The sequence below is a fragment of the Natrinema sp. DC36 genome (genome assembly GCF_020405225.1).
In the GTDB taxonomy this organism is placed as follows: domain Archaea; phylum Halobacteriota; class Halobacteria; order Halobacteriales; family Natrialbaceae; genus Natrinema.
In genome coordinates this window covers 2,330,075-2,345,800 of record NZ_CP084472.1, presented here as the reverse complement: position 1 = coordinate 2,345,800, position 15,726 = coordinate 2,330,075, and the positions used below count along the sequence as shown (strand labels likewise).

Genomic DNA, 15,726 nt, shown 5'->3' with positions numbered 1-15,726 from the left:
TCGAGAAACGAATCCTTCGACAGCTACAAACGGTGCATCGTCCCAGTTCGTGGTATGCCCGGCAAGGTGAGCCCGGACGACCTGCTCGCGCACGTCTTCGAGCGGACGGGGGCGGCCGAGACGGACGAGACGATAGTACAGGGCCCCGCGAACGGCGAGGACGCCGCCGCGATCGACTGGCCCGACGGCGAGGGGACGCTCGTCGTCAGCTCCGATCCGATCTCCCTGGCCGCCGCCGAGGTGGGCACCCTCGGCGTCTCCGTCGCCACCAACGACGTCGCCGTCTCGGGAGCCGACCCGCGCTGGCTGACGGCCGTGGTGTTACTTCCCGCCGGGGCTAACGGCTCGCTCCTCGAGCAAATATCGCACGACCTCGACGCCGCCGCACGGGCGGTCGGCGCGTCGATCGTCGGCGGCCACTCCGAGTACGTCGACCAGCTCGAGCGGCCGCTGCTCTCCCTGACGGCGATGGGAACGACCGATCGGTTCGTCCCGACCGGCGGCGCGGAGCCCGGCGATGCCGTTCTCCTCACCAAAGCGGCGGGGATCGAGGGAACGGCAATCCTCGCGGCCGACTTCGGCGACGAACTCGGCGTGGATTCCGAAACCCGCGAGCGCGCCGAGGGGTTTCTCGGAGAGGTCAGCGTGGTTCCCGAGGCCCGGATCGTCCGCGAGTACGCGACGGCGATGCACGACCCCACCGAGGGCGGGGTCGCGGCCGGCCTGCTCGAGGTGGCCCGCGCCTCGGGCGTCCGACTCGAGGTCGATCGCGATGCGGTCCCGATCCGCGAGGAGACGGCGGCGCTGTGCAAGGCAGCCGGTGTCGACCCGCTGCGGATCTTCGGCTCCGGCGCGCTGCTCGCGACCGTCCCCGCGGACGCACTGGACGACTGTCTCGAGGATCTCGCGGATGCAGGAGTCGAGGCCGCCGAGATCGGGACCGTCACGGACCTCGAGGGCGGCGAGCCGGAACTCCGCCTCGACGATGAGTCGATCACCGAACCGATCGAGGACGATCTCTATCCGCTGTGGGAGGCCGCCGACGCGGACGACTGACCCGCGACCCCGTCGGTCCCGAGCAGCGCGTCGACGGTCGCTTCGATCAGCACGGTTTCGGGGTCGACCACGACGTCTGCCTCGATTCGTTCGGTGGACACGGGTTCCCCACCGCCCGTGAAGGCCACGATTCTGGCGTCCGTGTGCGACCGAGCAGAGTCGATCACCGCGTCCGCGTCTCGCAGCCCGGCGGTACAGACGAGTACCGCATCGCACGTTTCGATGCCGGCCCGCTCGAGCGTGCGGTCGACCGTCGGGTCACCGATGAGTACGTCGACGCCGTCCGAATGCCGTGAGCGCTCCTCGCCCGTCACGACCGCGACCGACGCGCGGGACGCGAGTGTGTCGACGATCGGTGCGATCGTCTCGTCGGACCCGAGAACGACGATTTCCGCGCTACGCTTCGCTTTGCCTCCGGCCACGGCAGCGTCGGAACCGAGATGCGCCGTTGCCTCGCGACCGGTTCGGGCGAGGTGGGTATCGAGCGCGGGGCCGAACAGGCTGCCGACCGTGGCGGCCAGGGTCGCCGGCCCGAGGACGACCAACGAGATAGCGAACAGACGCGCCGCTTCGGTGCTCGCGTGGACGTCGCCGTAGCCGACCGTGCTCGCGGTCACGGCGGTGAAGTAGACCGCGTCGACGACGGTCGTGACCCCGTCGAACCCGCTTCTGAGCGCGTACGCCCCGGCGGTTCCGTAACAGAGCACGCCGACGATAGACAGGAGGGCACCGATCTGCGTCGCGTCGAGGCTACTCGAGCGCGTGAACCGCCCGCTCGTGGCGACGAGGACGGCGAGTCCGCCGACCGAGAGGACGACGAGCGGGACGGACACCGCTCTGAACTGGACGATACCGTGGGCCCCGGACAGGGCGACGAGGAGGACGGCGGTGACGTACGCCAGCCGGTAGCCCCGACGCATTCCCCAGGCGGTGACGAGCAGGGCGAAGCCGACGATGGTCCCGCTGAACTCCGCGACGGCCTGGAGATCGCCGAGCGTGCCGCCGGTCTCGAGGGCCGGCCGAGTGAGAATCGAGCCGACGCCGGTCGCGATCGACGTGAGCGCGATTGCGGTGACGATCCAGACAGCGACGCGACCGCCGGGTCGACGCGGGTGAAGCGCCTCGAACATAGCGGTTCCACACCGACGGCGGCGGTAAACCCCCGGTCGGGTCCGCCGCCCGACGGGGCGCGCGAATTCCGGACTGTGAGAATTCTTGGCACGGACTTATTGGCGGGGATTTCTTCCGAGAGTCATGGCGAAGATCACATACGAGGCCCCCGACGGAACGGCCTCGGAGGAGGTAGACGCCGATCACATTACCGACTCGGGAAAGGTCCAGGGCGTTCGGGTCCGACTCGAGGACGAGAGCTTCATCCACGTGCCCTACACTCGCCTGTACTGGATCCGGATGAGCGAGGACGAGGGGAGAGTGGACTACTCGCCGGCGTAGACGGCTGTGGGTGTCCGCCGACCGGCCGGATCCGACGGCCGGCGTCGCGACGCGACGAGGTCGCACTCGCGATCCCGTTTCAGGGCGTCATCACCACCTTGATGCAGTCGTCGTCCTTGTTGTTGAACGTCTCGTACATCTCCGGCCCCTTCTCGAGGCCGACCTGATGACTGATGACGAACGAAGGATCGATCTCGCCGTCCTCGATCTTCTCGAGTAGCGGATTCAGATAGCGCTGAACGTGGGTCTGGCCGGTCTTGATCGTCAACGCCTTGTTCATCACCGAGCCGAAGGGGAGGTTGTCCGACCGGCCGAGGTAGACGCCGGGAACCGAGAGCGTGCCGCCCTTCCGGCAGCACTTGATCGCCTGCCGGAGGACGTGCGGGCGGTCGTCCTCGAGGTGCGCCTCCTGTTTGACCTGATCGGCGAGGCCCGTGACCCCCGTGCCGTGGGCCTCGGTGCCGACCGCGTCGATGCACCGGTCCGGGCCGCGATTGCCGGTCATCGACATCAGTCGATCGTAGACGTCGTCCTCCTCGAAGTGGATGATCTCCGCGTCGCCGTGGGACCGCGCCATCTCGAGTCGTTCCGGGATTCGGTCGATGGCGATCACGCGGTCGGCACCGAGCATCCACGCGCTCTGGATGGCGAACTGGCCGACGGGCCCGCAGCCCCAGACTGCGACCGTGTCGTTCTCCTCTATCTCGGCGTTTTCGGCCGCCATGAATCCCGTCGGGAAGATGTCGGAGAGGAAGAGCACCTGTTCGTCTGGCAGGTCGGAGTCGATTTTGATCGGGCCGACGTCGGCGTAGGGGACCCGCAGGTACTCCGCCTGTCCGCCGGCGTAGCCCCCCAGCATGTGCGAGAAGCCGAGCAGGCCGGCCGGCGAGTGGCCCATCACCTCGCTCGCCACCTCGGCGTTCGGGTTCGAGTTGTCACAGAGGGAGTAGAGGTCGTGGTCGCAGAACCAACACGAGCCGCAGCTGATCGTGAAGGGAACGACGACTCGGTCGCCCGCCTCGAGGGTCTCGACCTCGCTGCCGACCTCGACCACCTCGCCCATCGGCTCGTGGCCGAGCACGTCGCCCTCTCGCATCCCGGGCATGTACCCGTTGTAGAGGTGGAGGTCGGAGCCGCAGATGGCGGTCGCCGTGACCTCGATTATCGCGTCCCCCGGATTGACGATCTCCGGCTCGGGAACGTCGTCGATACGGACGTCCTGTTCGCCGTGCCAGGTGAGCGCCCTCATCGGTTCGCCCTCCGTTCCTCGAGTCGATTCGACTCGGTCGGCGCGCGCTTGTTACTCCCACTCATTATCAAATCCGGTCGTAATCCACATGCAAGGCGGCACTAAACGTGGGCCCTGCGTCTGCAACCGTCGCTGTGTCCGGTCGGCGGTCGAACGACCGGTCCCAGTAGCGCTCCTACGCCCGCCGCGACTCGAGCGCGCCGACCTCGAGTCGGCCGACGGCGGCCGGGGCGAGAACAATACCGGCGAAGAGAATCGCGTAGAGGACGACGAGCAGGGGTTCGACCGTCGCAACGACGGGTTCGACACTCGTGATGAGGGCCACGAATCCGCCGCCGAGACCGGTGAGGACGACGCCCTCGAGTCGAGATCGCAGCGCCGGCAGGACCTCGAGTCGCCGCGTGGCGAGCAGCCCGCCGATCGAGCCCCCGAGTCCGAGCAGCGCGTCCGTCGTTCCCGCGACCGCAGCGGCGGGAACGGCGAGGACGAGCGCGATGGCGAACCCGATCGTCGGATCGTCGCGCGTGATGCGATTCATGACCGCCACGAAGGCGATTCCGAGGACTGCACCGACGATCACGTCGCCGAGGTAGTGGACGCCGAGAGCGACCCGTGATAGTGAGACGGCGACGATCAGCACGCCGGCACCGGTGACCGCCTGCCAGTCTCCCAGTCGGTCGTACGCCGAGACGAGGCCGCCGTAGACGACGGCCGCCGCGAAGGCGTGCCCGCTCGGAAAGCCGTACCCCTCGCGCTCTCCCTCGAGCGGGAGCAACATGGCGTCCGCAGGCGGCCGCGGGAGCGCGAAGACGGCCTTGAGCGAGAGCAATAGCGCCAGGCCGGCGACCGCGTAACTGATCACGAGCGCGCTCCGGCGGCGATCCGCGCACCAAAACAGCACGGCGAGTAGGAACATGAGAAGCGTCGTCCCGCCGAGTTCCGTGATAAACACGACGACCTCCGCGTATTCGGTCGGTACGGCGTCACGGACGACGGTGCTTTGCTCCCTGAGTCGCATCTCGGTTCTCACGTGACCCGTCCGAAATGTAAACGTTCGTTTTGACGCCCCGCTCTCATCGATGCGTCAAGCGGATCGTTCGCTCACCATAATAGGACTTTATTGAGGGCAGATAGCGACGGTCTTTTCCAGAAGATGTTTGCCAAATAGAGCCATCATGAGAGACACTGCGGTTCTAATCCCCCATGACAGAGATTCAACGAGGCGAGCGTTCGGCTTCGGTGCGGGAGCTCGAGTTCACGATCGACGAGTCGTCGTATCCGTTCGTGTCTGCTTCGGAACAGGTCGGCTGTCGGATCGAACTCGCGGAGATGCTTCCGCGCGGCGACGGAGAGTACGCCGAGTTTTTCACGGTCACGGACGGTGATCCATCGGCGGTCGTCAAACTCGCTCGGACTCACGAAAGCGTTGAGAGTCGGCTTCTCAGCGGCGGTGAAAACGACGCACTCCTCGAATTTCTCGCCTCTGAGGGGTGTCCCGCGGTGATCCTCGCCGAACTCGGGGCGCTCCCGCAGGAGGTCCAAGGCGACGGCGGAACCGGCCGCATCGTCGCCGAAGTCCCGCGGCGATACGATGCGGTGTCGATCACCGACGCGTTCCTCGAGCGGGTGCCGGAGGCGGAATTCGCCGCGAAGCGCGAAACGACGGAACTCAGGACCCCGTTCAGTCGAACGGGGTTCCGTGGGGAACTGCGCTCGAGGCTCACGGAGCGACAGCGCGAAGTGCTCGAGGCCGCATTCGAGGCCGGATACTACGATTGGCCCCGCGAGTGCTCGGGCGAAGCGGTCGCGACCGAACTCGGCATCTCGTCGCCGACGTTCTCCGAACACATTCACGCCGCCGAGCGCAAACTCCTGACGATGGTGTTCGAGGGTTCGTAACCCGGAACCGAGACGGAGCGAGATCGAGCCCCGTCGGGTGATCTCGATGCTCGTTCCGGTCCGCTCGATGGTCGTGCCGGTTCCGTTTCACTCGCACGGAGCCACGATGACGCGGCCGTCCGCGTGGACGGTGACGGCACAGTTTTCGAAGCGAAACGAGAGTCGTATCGGTCGCGTTCGGGCTCCCGCTCGGGTGAGGAGCCGATTCATGGCCTCCGGATCGACGACCTCGTACAGCGGTCGCATCTCCGTCGGTTCCGTCCCCGTCACTGCCGCGACCGTCCGAACGATCGATATCGACGGGTCGTCGTTGGCAGTCCAGTCGTATCGCGCGGTAAACGATCCCCGTTCGGGATCTTCCACCGGCGAGTCCGCAGCCGAAGTTATGTCCTTCCCTGTCATAGAGTTCACCAACGCGACGTGTTTCCCTCGAGACACGCGACCGGTTTAGGTTGCATCCCTACAACTCGAGGTCTGCGTTTCGATCGACGGAGCGGCGACCACGCGGTCGGGTGACGATCTCGCTCGACGAGGTGATTGTGGTGATGGTCGAATAACGGCAGTGATGGTGGTCGAGTGACGGCAGTCGTATCGGCCGAACGCCGGCGATTCCGGGCGCGAGTCCGACTCAGCGCCGTGCCCACTCGAGCATCCGCTCGTAGACCGGGTCGGACGCCAGCGCGCTCGAGTCGCCGACCAGTACCAGCGCGCGCTTCGGCCGGGTCAGGGCGACGTTGATCCGCCGATAATCCTCGAAGATCGGCCCCTCGAGCGAGCCGGTCGCGGTAAAGGAGACGATGATGACCTCCTGGCTCGAGCCCTGGAAGCGGTCGACGGTGTCGACGGCCACGTCGTCGGGGACGTGCTTGGAGATCTCCGAGACCTGCGCCCTGAAGGGGGCTATGACGCCGATGTCGGTCCGCTCGAGGCCGGCCGCTTCGTAGGTCTCGATCAGGGCCGCGATCCGCTCGGCCTCCTCGCTGTCGGTGTACTGACTCCGATCGCCTTCGACGTCGACGAACGAGACCGGATCCCGCAGACTCTCGGGTAGCCCGTCGCGGGAGACGCCCTCGAGGTCGTCCAGATTCCGTCCCGCGACCTCGGGCGTGGCGGGTCGAAGCTGGCCGTCGTAGAACTCGTTCGAGGCGAAGACCTGAATGCGCTGGTTCATCCGGTACTGGTGGGTTAACATGACGCCGGCCTCGGGGTGGAGGTCGACCAGCCGCTCGAACAGCGACTCGGTGAGGTCGTTTTCGGCCCGAACGACGGGCGGGAGCTGCTCGTGGTCGCCGACCAGCACGAACCGTTCGGCCAGGTTGATCGCCGCGCAGGTTCCGGGTTCGGTGAGCTGTGCGGCCTCGTCGACCAGCGCCACGTCGAAGGCCTGCTCTTTCATGATCCGCGAGCCGCAGGTCGACGTCGTCGCCGCCACCACCTGCGCGTTCTGCAGTTTCGCGACGCGATCCTCGGGATTCCCCGAACGCTCGAGGCGGTAGGGCTCCATGTCGTCGCGGATCCCGCTCTCCGATCCGACCCGAACCACGCGATCCTCCTCGATCACGTCGTCCAACTGTTCGAGCAGGGCCTCGAGCGCGTTGTCCACCGCCCGATTCGTGAAGGCCGACAGCAGGACGCGCTCGCCGCGCTCGACCATCGCGCGGATGGCGCGGGCGATGGTGTAGGTCTTCCCGGTGCCCGGCGGCCCGTGGATCAGCGCGCAGTCATCCGCGCCGACCGCCTTCGCCACGGCCTCGTTCTGGCGTTCGTTGTTGTCGATGAACGTTTCATCGATGGTTTCGAATTCGGGATCAGTACGTCCGAACAGAATGTCCTTGCGCCGTTCGTTGCCTTTGAGGAGCGCGTCGTGCATCGCGACGAGCAGCCGGTCGGTCGTCAGTTCGGAGGGGTAGACGTCGAGTCTCGTCACCTCGACCGGCTCGTCGGCCGTGAGCACGATTTCGTCGTCTAACCGCTTGATCCACGCTAGCTCCGAATCGCCGCGAACCGGGTGGCCGTCGCTCGCGAGCACCAGATCGCCCTCGCGGAGCTTCGAGGTCGCGCCGCCGGTCCGTTCGGCGCGCAGTTCCCAGCGGCCTTCCTCGAGCGGCCGCTTCTCGACGAACTCGAGATTGATCAGCGCGCGGTCGTCGTCGGCTCGCTCCTCGGCCGTCTGCTCCCAGAGCTTTGCGTACTCGCGGTGGACCTCCCGGCGCTCCTCCTCGATCGCGTGGTAGAACCGGTCGAAGTACTCGAGTTCTTCCTCCGGCAGCGACTGGCCGATCTGGCCGGCCTTGGATTCCTGATCGAGCCGACCCGAGACGACCATGCAGGTGTCCTGTTCGAAACAGTACTCGCACTTCGCGTCGGCCTCGTAGCCGGTCGGAATATCGCCGGACACTTCCTTCGCCGCGATCTCGTTGCGGAGGCGCACGACGTACTTCAGGAGACCGTCGCCCATCGTGAACTCCTTCGCGGGCGTGAGATCGCCGGTCTCCTCGTTGCGATCCAGCGCCGAGTTCTTCGTGTAGAGCAGCGTTCCGATGTCGACGTCGCCGCCGTGTTCCTCGAGCAGGAGCGCGTAGCAGGCCGCCTGCACCTTGTCCTTGAACCGCGGCTCCTTCTTGAGGTTCTTCCCCGTCTTGAGTTCGACCGGGGCACCGCGGCGGACGGCGTCGGCTCGGCCACGGATGCCGAACGTCTCGCTGATGAGCAACTGTTCCGACCGCCAGCTGTCGTCGTCGGTCAGCCGGCCCTGCTCGAGCCAGCCCTCGATCGCTTTCGCGTTCTCTCGAATCTCCTCGGTGACGGCCTCGGGCGTTTCACCGAGCAGCCCCAGCTGGAGACCCCGTTCCTCGACGCGGGCGTCGATCGACTCCTCGAGGTCGCGCCCGCGGAGCAGATCGCCGAAGACCTCGTGGACGAGCGTCCCCTTCACGACGGGGTAGTTCAGCGGCACTCCGGAGAGCTTGTTCAGATAATACAGCCGGGGACACTGGACCCAGTTGCGGATCGACGTCACGCTGACGAGGAAGGACGGCTCGACGACGACGTAGGAGTCGCCGGTCGTCGCGTACTGCGTCTCGCCCTGATACTCCTCTTCTTTCGCGTTCGTGACGACGAGTTCCATCCCCGGCTCGAGCAGTTCGGCCGATTCGGTCCACTTGTTCCAGAGGGTCACCGTCGTGGTTTCGCGACCGTCCGCGACGGTCACCGTCCCGCCGTCGCCTCGAGGGGGTGGCGTCTCGTCGTCGATCGCGTCGCTGGTCGACGCGTCCTCGGCCGGCCGGAGCGGCACCTCCGCGAGTTCGCTCTCGCCGTAGCTCGTGGACACCGACCGCACGTCGACCTCGCCCGCGACGGTTCCGCGTACGTGCACACTGTTCCATCAGGGTCGAGCGATCAAAAACGCTATCGGTCGTCGGACCGCGCTCGACCACCCGCTCCCGATCCGACGAACCGTCGATCTCACGCGGCGGTAATTCGATGTTACCACCGTTCCCACTGGGACTCGAGTCCGTCTTCGATATCAATCGGATAGTGACGGGAAGGGAACGAGCGGAACGGACGGGCCGCTTTTGAGCGCGGGACGCGAAGGCTCGTTGCCATGACTGACCCCAACGGCGACGACCGTCGGACGGGCGGCGGGTCCGACACCGAGACCGACGCGGGGGCCGGAACCGGCGACGGGCCGACCAACCGTGCGGAAGAGGCGTCAGCCGACATCGACTCCGGTACCGGTGTCGGAGACGGTGAGCGCTCCGCCGGACGAGCCCCGTACGACGAGTCGACGCAGGTCGCGACCGAGGAACGGCGGCGAAAGACGTCGGTACTCAGCCTGCTCGTCGCCGTCCTCGGCGCGTGGGTCGCGCTGTCGGTGCTCGTCTTCGAGACCGCGGCGGCACCGCTGTGGAACGACGTGCTGGTCGGACTCGTGATCTCCATTGCTGCGGGGTACAATTACTACCGACTGACGAACGACATTCCGCTCAGCACCGCCATCGCGTCACTGATCGCGGTTCTCGGGATCTGGCTGATCGTCTCGGCCGCGCTGTTCGGGATGACCGGCGGCCTGTTCTGGAGTACCCTCGCCGCCGGACTGCTGATCGCCGGACTGGCGGGGTACAACGTATACGAGGCTCGCGAGGCGCGGTCGGTCACGACCGAGTCCGGGGCTGGGACCTAGAGTTTCGCCCGATCCGGGCCGTACTCGGCCTCGAGTCGGCGGATACGGTGTTCGGCGGCGTGGTGGCCCATCGCGACGACGGAGAAGCTGACCATGACGACGGCGAAGGTGATCGAAATGACCGGCGAGACGCCGTTGACGTAACTATTCCATAACTGGCCCAGCGCCAGCGCCAGCGGTGCGAGCGTCAACAACGCGCTCTTCGCTGGCGTCGCGCGAAACAGTTCGACGAACGAGAGTGAGTGGCGGCCGGACATAGGGAAAGCGTCGGTTACCACTCTCTTTGAGGGACCACTCGTATTCTTTTTGGTTCGGATCGGCCGTTAGCGGCCCTGATAGTCCCTCTGCGGCATCTTTCGGTGGAACCGATACGTTCATTCTGCCGGCGATTCTCTCGTCGAGTATGCGGATTCGCGAGTGGCAGGACGTACTCGAGGACGTCACCGAACGGAACGTCGATCCGGAGGACTGGCGCGCCGTCGCCGGTGACCGCGCCGGCGGCGTCGGCGAAGACATGTACCTCGCGCATCCACGGGCCGGCGTCTTCTTCCTGAAGACGTACGCGAAGAATCCCTTCGAGGTTCGCGGCGTCGGGACGCGGGTCGCCCGAAACCTCGACGACGAGATCGGATCGTTCCTCCCCGAGCGGGATTCGGGCGGCCGCTTCGCAGTGCAATCCCCGCCAGAAGACGAGGAGCAGGCCGAAACCGTCGGGAAGCGCCTCGAGACCGTCCTCGAGACGCACGCGGACGCGCCGACCCGGCCGCAGGACCTCTTCGACGACGTGATGGGGGCCATGGAGAGCCCCGCGTTCGGGCCGATGGCGTACGACCAGTACGACCGACCCGACGAACTCGAGGACCTCGCGGACCGGTTCGACGAGGCCGACGAGTTGCTGAACAGCGAACTCGAGGACCTGATCGAGACCGACGAGGTCGATCGGGGCTTCATGTGAGCGGGCGGAATCCGACATCCGCGGCCGTCATGGTCGCCGCCTGCGTCTGCGTCCGGTGACTCTTTGGGATCGGGCTTCGACGGTAGTGCCATGTCACCGAGCGTAAGCGCAGAGGCCGTCGTTCGCGAGTACTACGACGCACTCCGCGGCGGCGACCCTCTCGCCCCGTATTTCGTCGACGACGAGCGGACCGTCAAGTTCGGGATCGGCGAGTCCCTGTTCGGCGGGAGCGAGATCGCTGCGGCCCTCGAGGAACAGACCGAGACGACCGACGAGTGGACGGTCGAGAGCCACAATCTCGTCGTCACTGAACGGGACGGATTCGCGACGGTCGCCGATGAGGTGACGATGGCGTGGACGAAGACGATGACCGGCGAACGGTTCCGGTTCGACAGCCGCTGGAGCGCGACGCTGATCGAACGGGATTCGGACGACTCGAGCGCGATCGACTGGCGGTTCGTCTCGATGCACGTCAGCGCACCCCGCGAGCTGTGAGCCGCGGTCCTGGGCGGGGCTCGTCGCGCTCGAGCGACCTGACGAACGGGGGCGATCAGCTCAAAGCCGTCTTCGTCCTATTGGTCGGGCTCTCCGGCGGGCTGGTCGCCCTCCAGAGCAACGCCCCGTTACCGGTGATCGGCGCGGCGATACTCGGCGGTATCGTCGCCGGCGGTGCGTTGCTCTGGTACTTGATTTGGATTACAACTGACTGAACCACGATGCCGAATCCGCAGGCGGTGGCGCGCGCCGGATCACGGTGACCGTGGAGGGAACCGTGATCTGAAGCCGTGCGAGGGATGAGTGAGTGACCAACGGGAACGAACGAATCGGTTGGGGAGGGCGTGGCGATTCCCTGTTGCCACGATAGCAGGACGCTTGACTCCGGCAATGCTACGATCTCGTATCACCAGCAGAGTAGCGATTTCTCCCTCGAGCTGAGACACAACACCTCGAGAACCGATCGAACCTAGCGATCGACGCGCTGGATCCACGTCCCCGGCGCGTCGAGCTCGTCGTGGCTCGGGAGGTTCTCTGGACCCTCCCAGACGAGACTCGCCGTCTCGAGGTCGCGAACGGCGAGGACGTGCTCGAAGAAGTTCTTGCCGCGCTCGTACTGGCGCTCCTTGAGGCCGAGGCCGAGCAGACGACGGAAGAGCTTCTGCAGCGGCCCCCGCCCCTGTCGCCGCTCGTCCAGCTTGCGCCGCAGGTCCTCGTACTCCTCGTCGAACGCGTGATCCATCAGGAGTTCGGCGTAGCCCTCGACGACGGTCATCGCGGCGTCGAGATCACGGAACGCGTCCCGGTCGAACGATCCCTCCGAGAGCGTCGCGATCCCGTCTTCCATGCGGGCCTCGAGGTGGTCGGAGAGCCACGGTGCGGCCCCGAACTCCGCGGCGTGGGTCACCTCGTGGAAGGCGATCCAGCGGCGGAACCGGTCGGCGTCGACCTCGAGTTTCGCGGCGGCGTTGAGGATGTTCGGCCGGACGAAGTACAGCGCGTGGTCGTCCGTGGGGGCATCGGCGAGCAGGAGGGGGTCGTACTGCCCGAGGACGTTCCGTCCGAGGAAGGAGAGCAGGACGGTCATCGTCCCCGTGTTGATCGTCCGGGCGACGCCGGGGAACGCGCCGGTGTGGGTCTCGAGCGTCTGCATGACCCGCTCGAAGGTGGCGACGTTCGCGTCGATCCAGTGGTGGCGGTTCTGGATCTCGACGGTCTCGGGCACGTCGAACTCGACGCCGGAAACCGACCGCACGGCGGCCCGCGCGTCCCGGACGTCGCGAGCGTACGCCTCGCGCTCGCCGGGTTCGAGCTCGAGCGAGCCGGGATCGGTCGCCGCCTTGGCGGCGTCGGCGGCCGACCGCCAGTCGATCGCGTCGTCACCGGACGCCCCGGCGACGGCCCGGGCGCTACGATAGAGATTCACGACTCCGGCTATGACGAGGACGCGCAAAAGCGTTCGGCTCGGCTCGCGTCGGTGCGAAGACCCGACGCCGTCGGTCAGAAACGGCCAGGCCGACGATTTCGACTGCCGACCGATCACCGATCAGCCGATGGCCCGCTTCGGACGCCGACGGTCAGTTGACGATGACGTCGGGTTCCGCTTCGGGCTCGAGGTCCGATTCCTCGTCGCCGCCGCGGAACTTTTTCGCGGCGACGGCGATGCCGACCAGGACGACGAGCGCGACCAGCGCGCCGGCGGCGCTTTTGCCCTTGCCGCCGGATTCGTCGTCGGCGGCCTCCGTCTCGCTTTCGGTCTCGAAGTCTGTCTCCGATGCCGATTCGGTGCTTCCGATCGGCAACGCCTCGCCGATCGATCCGAGTCCGAACTGTGCTTCGCCGTCGAAGTGCAACTCTACGAGGGTGAATTTCTTGTCTCCCATACGCGGACGCTCAACGAGGGCGCACTTAGCAGTGGCGGTGAGGTCTCTAGATGCCGCTGAAACGATACCCTCACCAATAGCAACGATCGTCGATCGAGTGTACGGCGACGTTCAGTGGCTGCTATACGCTGTTTCGGTGTGTGAGATCTGGTCGTGGTATTCGTCTCCCCCACGCTCGCCCGCTGCGGCCTCGAAATCACCGGACTGAATAGGCGTGCTGTGTCGCCAGTTCTCGCGGCAGATGGTCGTGTCGATCATTCAGCCGGAATCGGGCTCCGGACCGGTACGATTAAGTGTCCATCACCTGCGGTGTTGCGTATGAGTGGACGACCGCTGGACGTCCTCGAGGCGTCGCTCGGCGAACGCGTGACGGTACGGCTCAAGAGTGGTGACGAGTATCTCGGCGAGCTCGCGGGCTACGATCAGCACATGAATCTGGTGCTCGAGGACGTGACGATCCCCATCGGCGGCGAGGTCGAAGAGGAGCCGCCGGTCGAAGACACAACCATTATACGCGGCGATAACGTCGTTTCGATCACTCCATGACTGGTGCAGGAACCCCGAGCCAAGGAAAGAAGAACAAGACGACCCACACGAAGTGTCGTCGCTGCGGAGAGAAATCGTATCATACCAAGAAGAAAGAGTGTTCGTCGTGTGGCTTCGGCAAATCCGCCAAACGCCGCGGATACGAGTGGCAGTCGAAATCCGGCGACAACTGATCTCTCACTTCTCCCCCTCGTTTTTCGCCGTTCGCGTTGCGTCCAACTGAGCGCTCGACAGGTTCGGGTCCGACAGTCTCGATTCCAGGAGTCTCGGTCTCGACCATCGGTCACAACGCTCCCGTACCGCTCGGCCCGCGCCGCCGATGAACAGCCCTTAGTTCGACGCCGCGAAGGATCGTCTATGAAGACGACAGCCGCCTTCGCCGGCCTCGAGTGCGTCGACTGCGGGGCCACCGTCGACGCTTCCGAGTCCCACCGCTGCCCGGACTGCGGCGGCGCGCTCGATCCGACCTACGACTACGACGCGATCGACCTCGATCGCGAGACGCTCGCCGACCGGCCGTTCGACTCCCAGTGGCGCTACGCGGAACTGCTTCCGTTCGCTCGCGAGTCGGCGGTGACGACCCAGGAGGGAGCGACGCCGCTGGTCGACTGTCCCGATCTGGCTGCCGAACTCGGCGTCGGGCGCGTGCTGATCAAAGATGACGGCCGGAATCCGACCGGCTCGAGCACGGATCGCGGCGCGTCGGTGGCCGTCACCGCGGCCGTCCATCACGGCGCGAGCGACGTTGCGCTCCCCTCGACGGGCAACGGCGGACAGGCCGTCGCGGCCTACGCGGGCCGAGCGGGGCTCGACTCGCACGCGTATCTCCCCTCCCGATCCGGCTTTACGAACAAGGCGATGGTCAACGTCCACGGCGGCGACATGAACGTCGTCGGCGGCCGGTTCGGCGACGCCGCCGGCGCGTTCGAGGAGGGGGTGGCCGAACACGACGACTGGTACTCCCTCCGATCGTTCGACACGCCCTACCGCCACGAGGGCGCGAAGACGCTGTTCTACGAGATTGCAGAACAGCTCGAGTGGGACGTTCCCGACGCGATCTGTTACCCCACGGGAGCCGGTACCGGGCTCGTCGGACTCGCCAAAGCCGCACGCGAGTTTCGGGAACTGGGTCTGATCGACGACCTGCCCGCCCTCTACGCCGCCCAGGCGTCGGGCTGTGCGCCGATCGTCGAGGCGTTCGACGACGACCGCGACGAGCACAACCCGGTCGAGCACCCCGACACGATCTGTGGCGAACTCGAGATTTCCGATCCCGCGGCGAGTCCGCGAATCCTCGAGGCGCTCCGCGAGACCGACGGCGGTGCAGTCGCGACCGAAGACCCGGACATCCTCGAGGCCGCCGTCCGGGTGGCCCAGACGACGGGACTCGAACTCATTCCGAGCGCGGCGGCGGCGGCGAGCGGCGCGTGGGAGCTCGCGGAACGCGGCGCGTTCGACGGCGACGAGACGGTCGTCATCGTCAACACGGGATCCGGAAACAAGGAGGCCGACGTGTTGCGCAGCCACTTGATGAGTCAGGGCGTCTAGCGTCGATCCGGGTTTGCATCGCGATCGGATCTCCAGTCAGTTACTGCGGTCGGTCACCGATCAGGCACGGCGCACGCCGCCGAGTTCCCGGTTGTAGTGATCGGTGCGTGACCCGTGCAGTACCCGGTGATACCGCCGAGTAGAGCCGATCGAACCGGTAGCAGGGGACCGGGCCGACGAAAAAAGCCGAACGGTTTCACCGACAACGTCTTGCCTGCGAGGGGAGTAGACGAACCGAGTACCAATGTGTGAACATTCACCAGAGTGTTCGAACGGGGACATGTGCCAGCTCGTCCTCGAGAATGGAGAGACCGGTCTCGAGACCGCCGAATACTACTGTAAGGCACACCTCGTACTGCGGATCTGGGAAGTCGAGAACGACAGCTCGATGCGAGCCGTCAGCGCCGAGCAACTGTGATGACGGCGTAATCGAGCCGAGTGCACCGAGCACTTGCAGCCG

The 15,726-nt window shown here is 66.2% G+C and carries 19 protein-coding genes; 11 read left to right on the top strand and 8 right to left on the bottom strand.

Features of this window, described 5'->3' with window-relative positions:
• The first annotated feature begins 54 nt into the window (after nt 1-54).
• Entirely contained in the window at nt 55-1,056 is a 1,002-nt protein-coding gene (locus tag LDH74_RS12180; RefSeq protein ID WP_226038997.1) for an AIR synthase family protein, read from the top strand.
• Here LDH74_RS12180 and LDH74_RS12175 read toward each other — a convergent pair.
• Nucleotides 1,020-2,186, bottom strand: a complete 1,167-nt coding sequence (locus LDH74_RS12175) for an ion channel (RefSeq protein ID WP_226038996.1) — start codon at nt 2,184-2,186, stop codon at nt 1,020-1,022. The two genes, LDH74_RS12180 and LDH74_RS12175, sit on opposite strands and share 37 nt — an antisense overlap.
• 124 nt (nt 2,187-2,310) lie before the next feature.
• Here LDH74_RS12175 and LDH74_RS12170 point away from each other — a divergent pair, with 124 nt between their 5' ends.
• Nucleotides 2,311-2,508 (top strand): hypothetical protein, encoded by a 198-nt coding sequence (locus LDH74_RS12170; protein ID WP_226038995.1) that lies wholly within the window; start codon nt 2,311-2,313, stop codon nt 2,506-2,508.
• Nucleotides 2,509-2,587: 79 nt separating this feature from the next.
• Here the strand turns inward: LDH74_RS12170 and LDH74_RS12165 are convergent, their stop codons facing one another.
• On the bottom strand, nt 2,588-3,757 hold the full coding sequence (locus tag LDH74_RS12165) for a zinc-dependent alcohol dehydrogenase (protein WP_226038994.1): 1,170 nt from the start codon (nt 3,755-3,757) through the stop codon (nt 2,588-2,590).
• 175 nt (nt 3,758-3,932) lie between these two features.
• Nucleotides 3,933-4,775: a phosphatase PAP2 family protein gene (locus tag LDH74_RS12160; protein ID WP_226038993.1), complete on the bottom strand. Its 843-nt coding sequence runs from the start codon at nt 4,773-4,775 to the stop codon at nt 3,933-3,935.
• A 185-nt stretch (nt 4,776-4,960) separates the two neighbouring features.
• Here LDH74_RS12160 and LDH74_RS12155 point away from each other — a divergent pair, with 185 nt between their 5' ends.
• A complete protein-coding gene (locus LDH74_RS12155; RefSeq protein ID WP_226038992.1) occupies nt 4,961-5,656 on the top strand; it encodes a bacterio-opsin activator domain-containing protein in 696 nt (231 codons plus the stop codon).
• A gap of 87 nt (nt 5,657-5,743) precedes the next feature.
• Here the strand turns inward: LDH74_RS12155 and LDH74_RS12150 are convergent, their stop codons facing one another.
• Nucleotides 5,744-6,058, bottom strand: a complete 315-nt coding sequence (locus LDH74_RS12150; protein WP_226038991.1) for a HalOD1 output domain-containing protein — start codon at nt 6,056-6,058, stop codon at nt 5,744-5,746.
• A 226-nt stretch (nt 6,059-6,284) separates the two neighbouring features.
• A complete protein-coding gene (locus LDH74_RS12145) occupies nt 6,285-9,032 on the bottom strand; it encodes an AAA domain-containing protein (RefSeq protein WP_226038990.1) in 2,748 nt (915 codons plus the stop codon).
• Nucleotides 9,033-9,260: 228 nt separating this feature from the next.
• Here LDH74_RS12145 and LDH74_RS12140 point away from each other — a divergent pair, with 228 nt between their 5' ends.
• Nucleotides 9,261-9,839, top strand: coding sequence for a hypothetical protein (locus tag LDH74_RS12140; protein ID WP_226038989.1), 579 nt, complete (start codon nt 9,261-9,263; stop codon nt 9,837-9,839).
• Here the strand turns inward: LDH74_RS12140 and LDH74_RS12135 are convergent.
• A complete protein-coding gene (locus LDH74_RS12135; protein ID WP_226038988.1) occupies nt 9,836-10,096 on the bottom strand; it encodes a hypothetical protein in 261 nt (86 codons plus the stop codon). The two genes, LDH74_RS12140 and LDH74_RS12135, sit on opposite strands and share 4 nt — an antisense overlap.
• A 146-nt stretch (nt 10,097-10,242) precedes the next feature.
• Between LDH74_RS12135 and LDH74_RS12130 the strand changes: the two genes are divergently transcribed.
• The 3 genes from LDH74_RS12130 (at nt 10,243) to LDH74_RS12120 (ending at nt 11,504) form a co-directional block, all read left to right on the top strand.
• On the top strand, nt 10,243-10,794 hold the full coding sequence (locus LDH74_RS12130) for a hypothetical protein (protein ID WP_226038987.1): 552 nt from the start codon (nt 10,243-10,245) through the stop codon (nt 10,792-10,794).
• Nucleotides 10,795-10,884: 90 nt separating this feature from the next.
• Nucleotides 10,885-11,289 carry a nuclear transport factor 2 family protein gene (locus LDH74_RS12125; protein ID WP_226038986.1) on the top strand — a complete coding sequence of 135 codons (405 nt, stop codon included), beginning with the start codon at nt 10,885-10,887 and terminating at the stop codon, nt 11,287-11,289.
• Nucleotides 11,286-11,504: a hypothetical protein gene (locus tag LDH74_RS12120; RefSeq protein ID WP_226038985.1), complete on the top strand. Its 219-nt coding sequence runs from the start codon at nt 11,286-11,288 to the stop codon at nt 11,502-11,504. Before LDH74_RS12125 ends, LDH74_RS12120 begins: the two co-directional genes overlap by 4 nt.
• Nucleotides 11,505-11,758: 254 nt before the next feature.
• Here the strand turns inward: LDH74_RS12120 and LDH74_RS12115 are convergent, their stop codons facing one another.
• The gene (locus LDH74_RS12115) at nt 11,759-12,715 is read right to left on the bottom strand and encodes a zinc-dependent metalloprotease (protein WP_226038984.1); all 957 of its coding nucleotides are present in this window, start codon (nt 12,713-12,715) and stop codon (nt 11,759-11,761) included.
• Between the two features lie 151 nt (nt 12,716-12,866).
• The gene (locus tag LDH74_RS12110) at nt 12,867-13,172 is read right to left on the bottom strand and encodes a hypothetical protein (protein WP_226038983.1); all 306 of its coding nucleotides are present in this window, start codon (nt 13,170-13,172) and stop codon (nt 12,867-12,869) included.
• Nucleotides 13,173-13,490: 318 nt separating this feature from the next.
• Here LDH74_RS12110 and LDH74_RS12105 point away from each other — a divergent pair, with 318 nt between their 5' ends.
• From LDH74_RS12105 to LDH74_RS12090, 4 genes are all read left to right on the top strand, one after another.
• Nucleotides 13,491-13,718, top strand: coding sequence for an LSM domain-containing protein (locus LDH74_RS12105; protein WP_226038982.1), 228 nt, complete (start codon nt 13,491-13,493; stop codon nt 13,716-13,718).
• Entirely contained in the window at nt 13,715-13,891 is a 177-nt protein-coding gene (locus tag LDH74_RS12100) for a 50S ribosomal protein L37e (RefSeq protein ID WP_006179941.1), read from the top strand. Before LDH74_RS12105 ends, LDH74_RS12100 begins: the two co-directional genes overlap by 4 nt.
• 184 nt (nt 13,892-14,075) lie before the next feature.
• Entirely contained in the window at nt 14,076-15,266 is a 1,191-nt protein-coding gene (locus LDH74_RS12095) for a threonine synthase (protein WP_226038981.1), read from the top strand.
• Nucleotides 15,267-15,510: 244 nt separating this feature from the next.
• Nucleotides 15,511-15,684, top strand: a complete 174-nt coding sequence (locus tag LDH74_RS12090; protein WP_226038980.1) for a hypothetical protein — start codon at nt 15,511-15,513, stop codon at nt 15,682-15,684.
• The last annotated feature ends 42 nt before the right edge of the window (nt 15,685-15,726 follow it).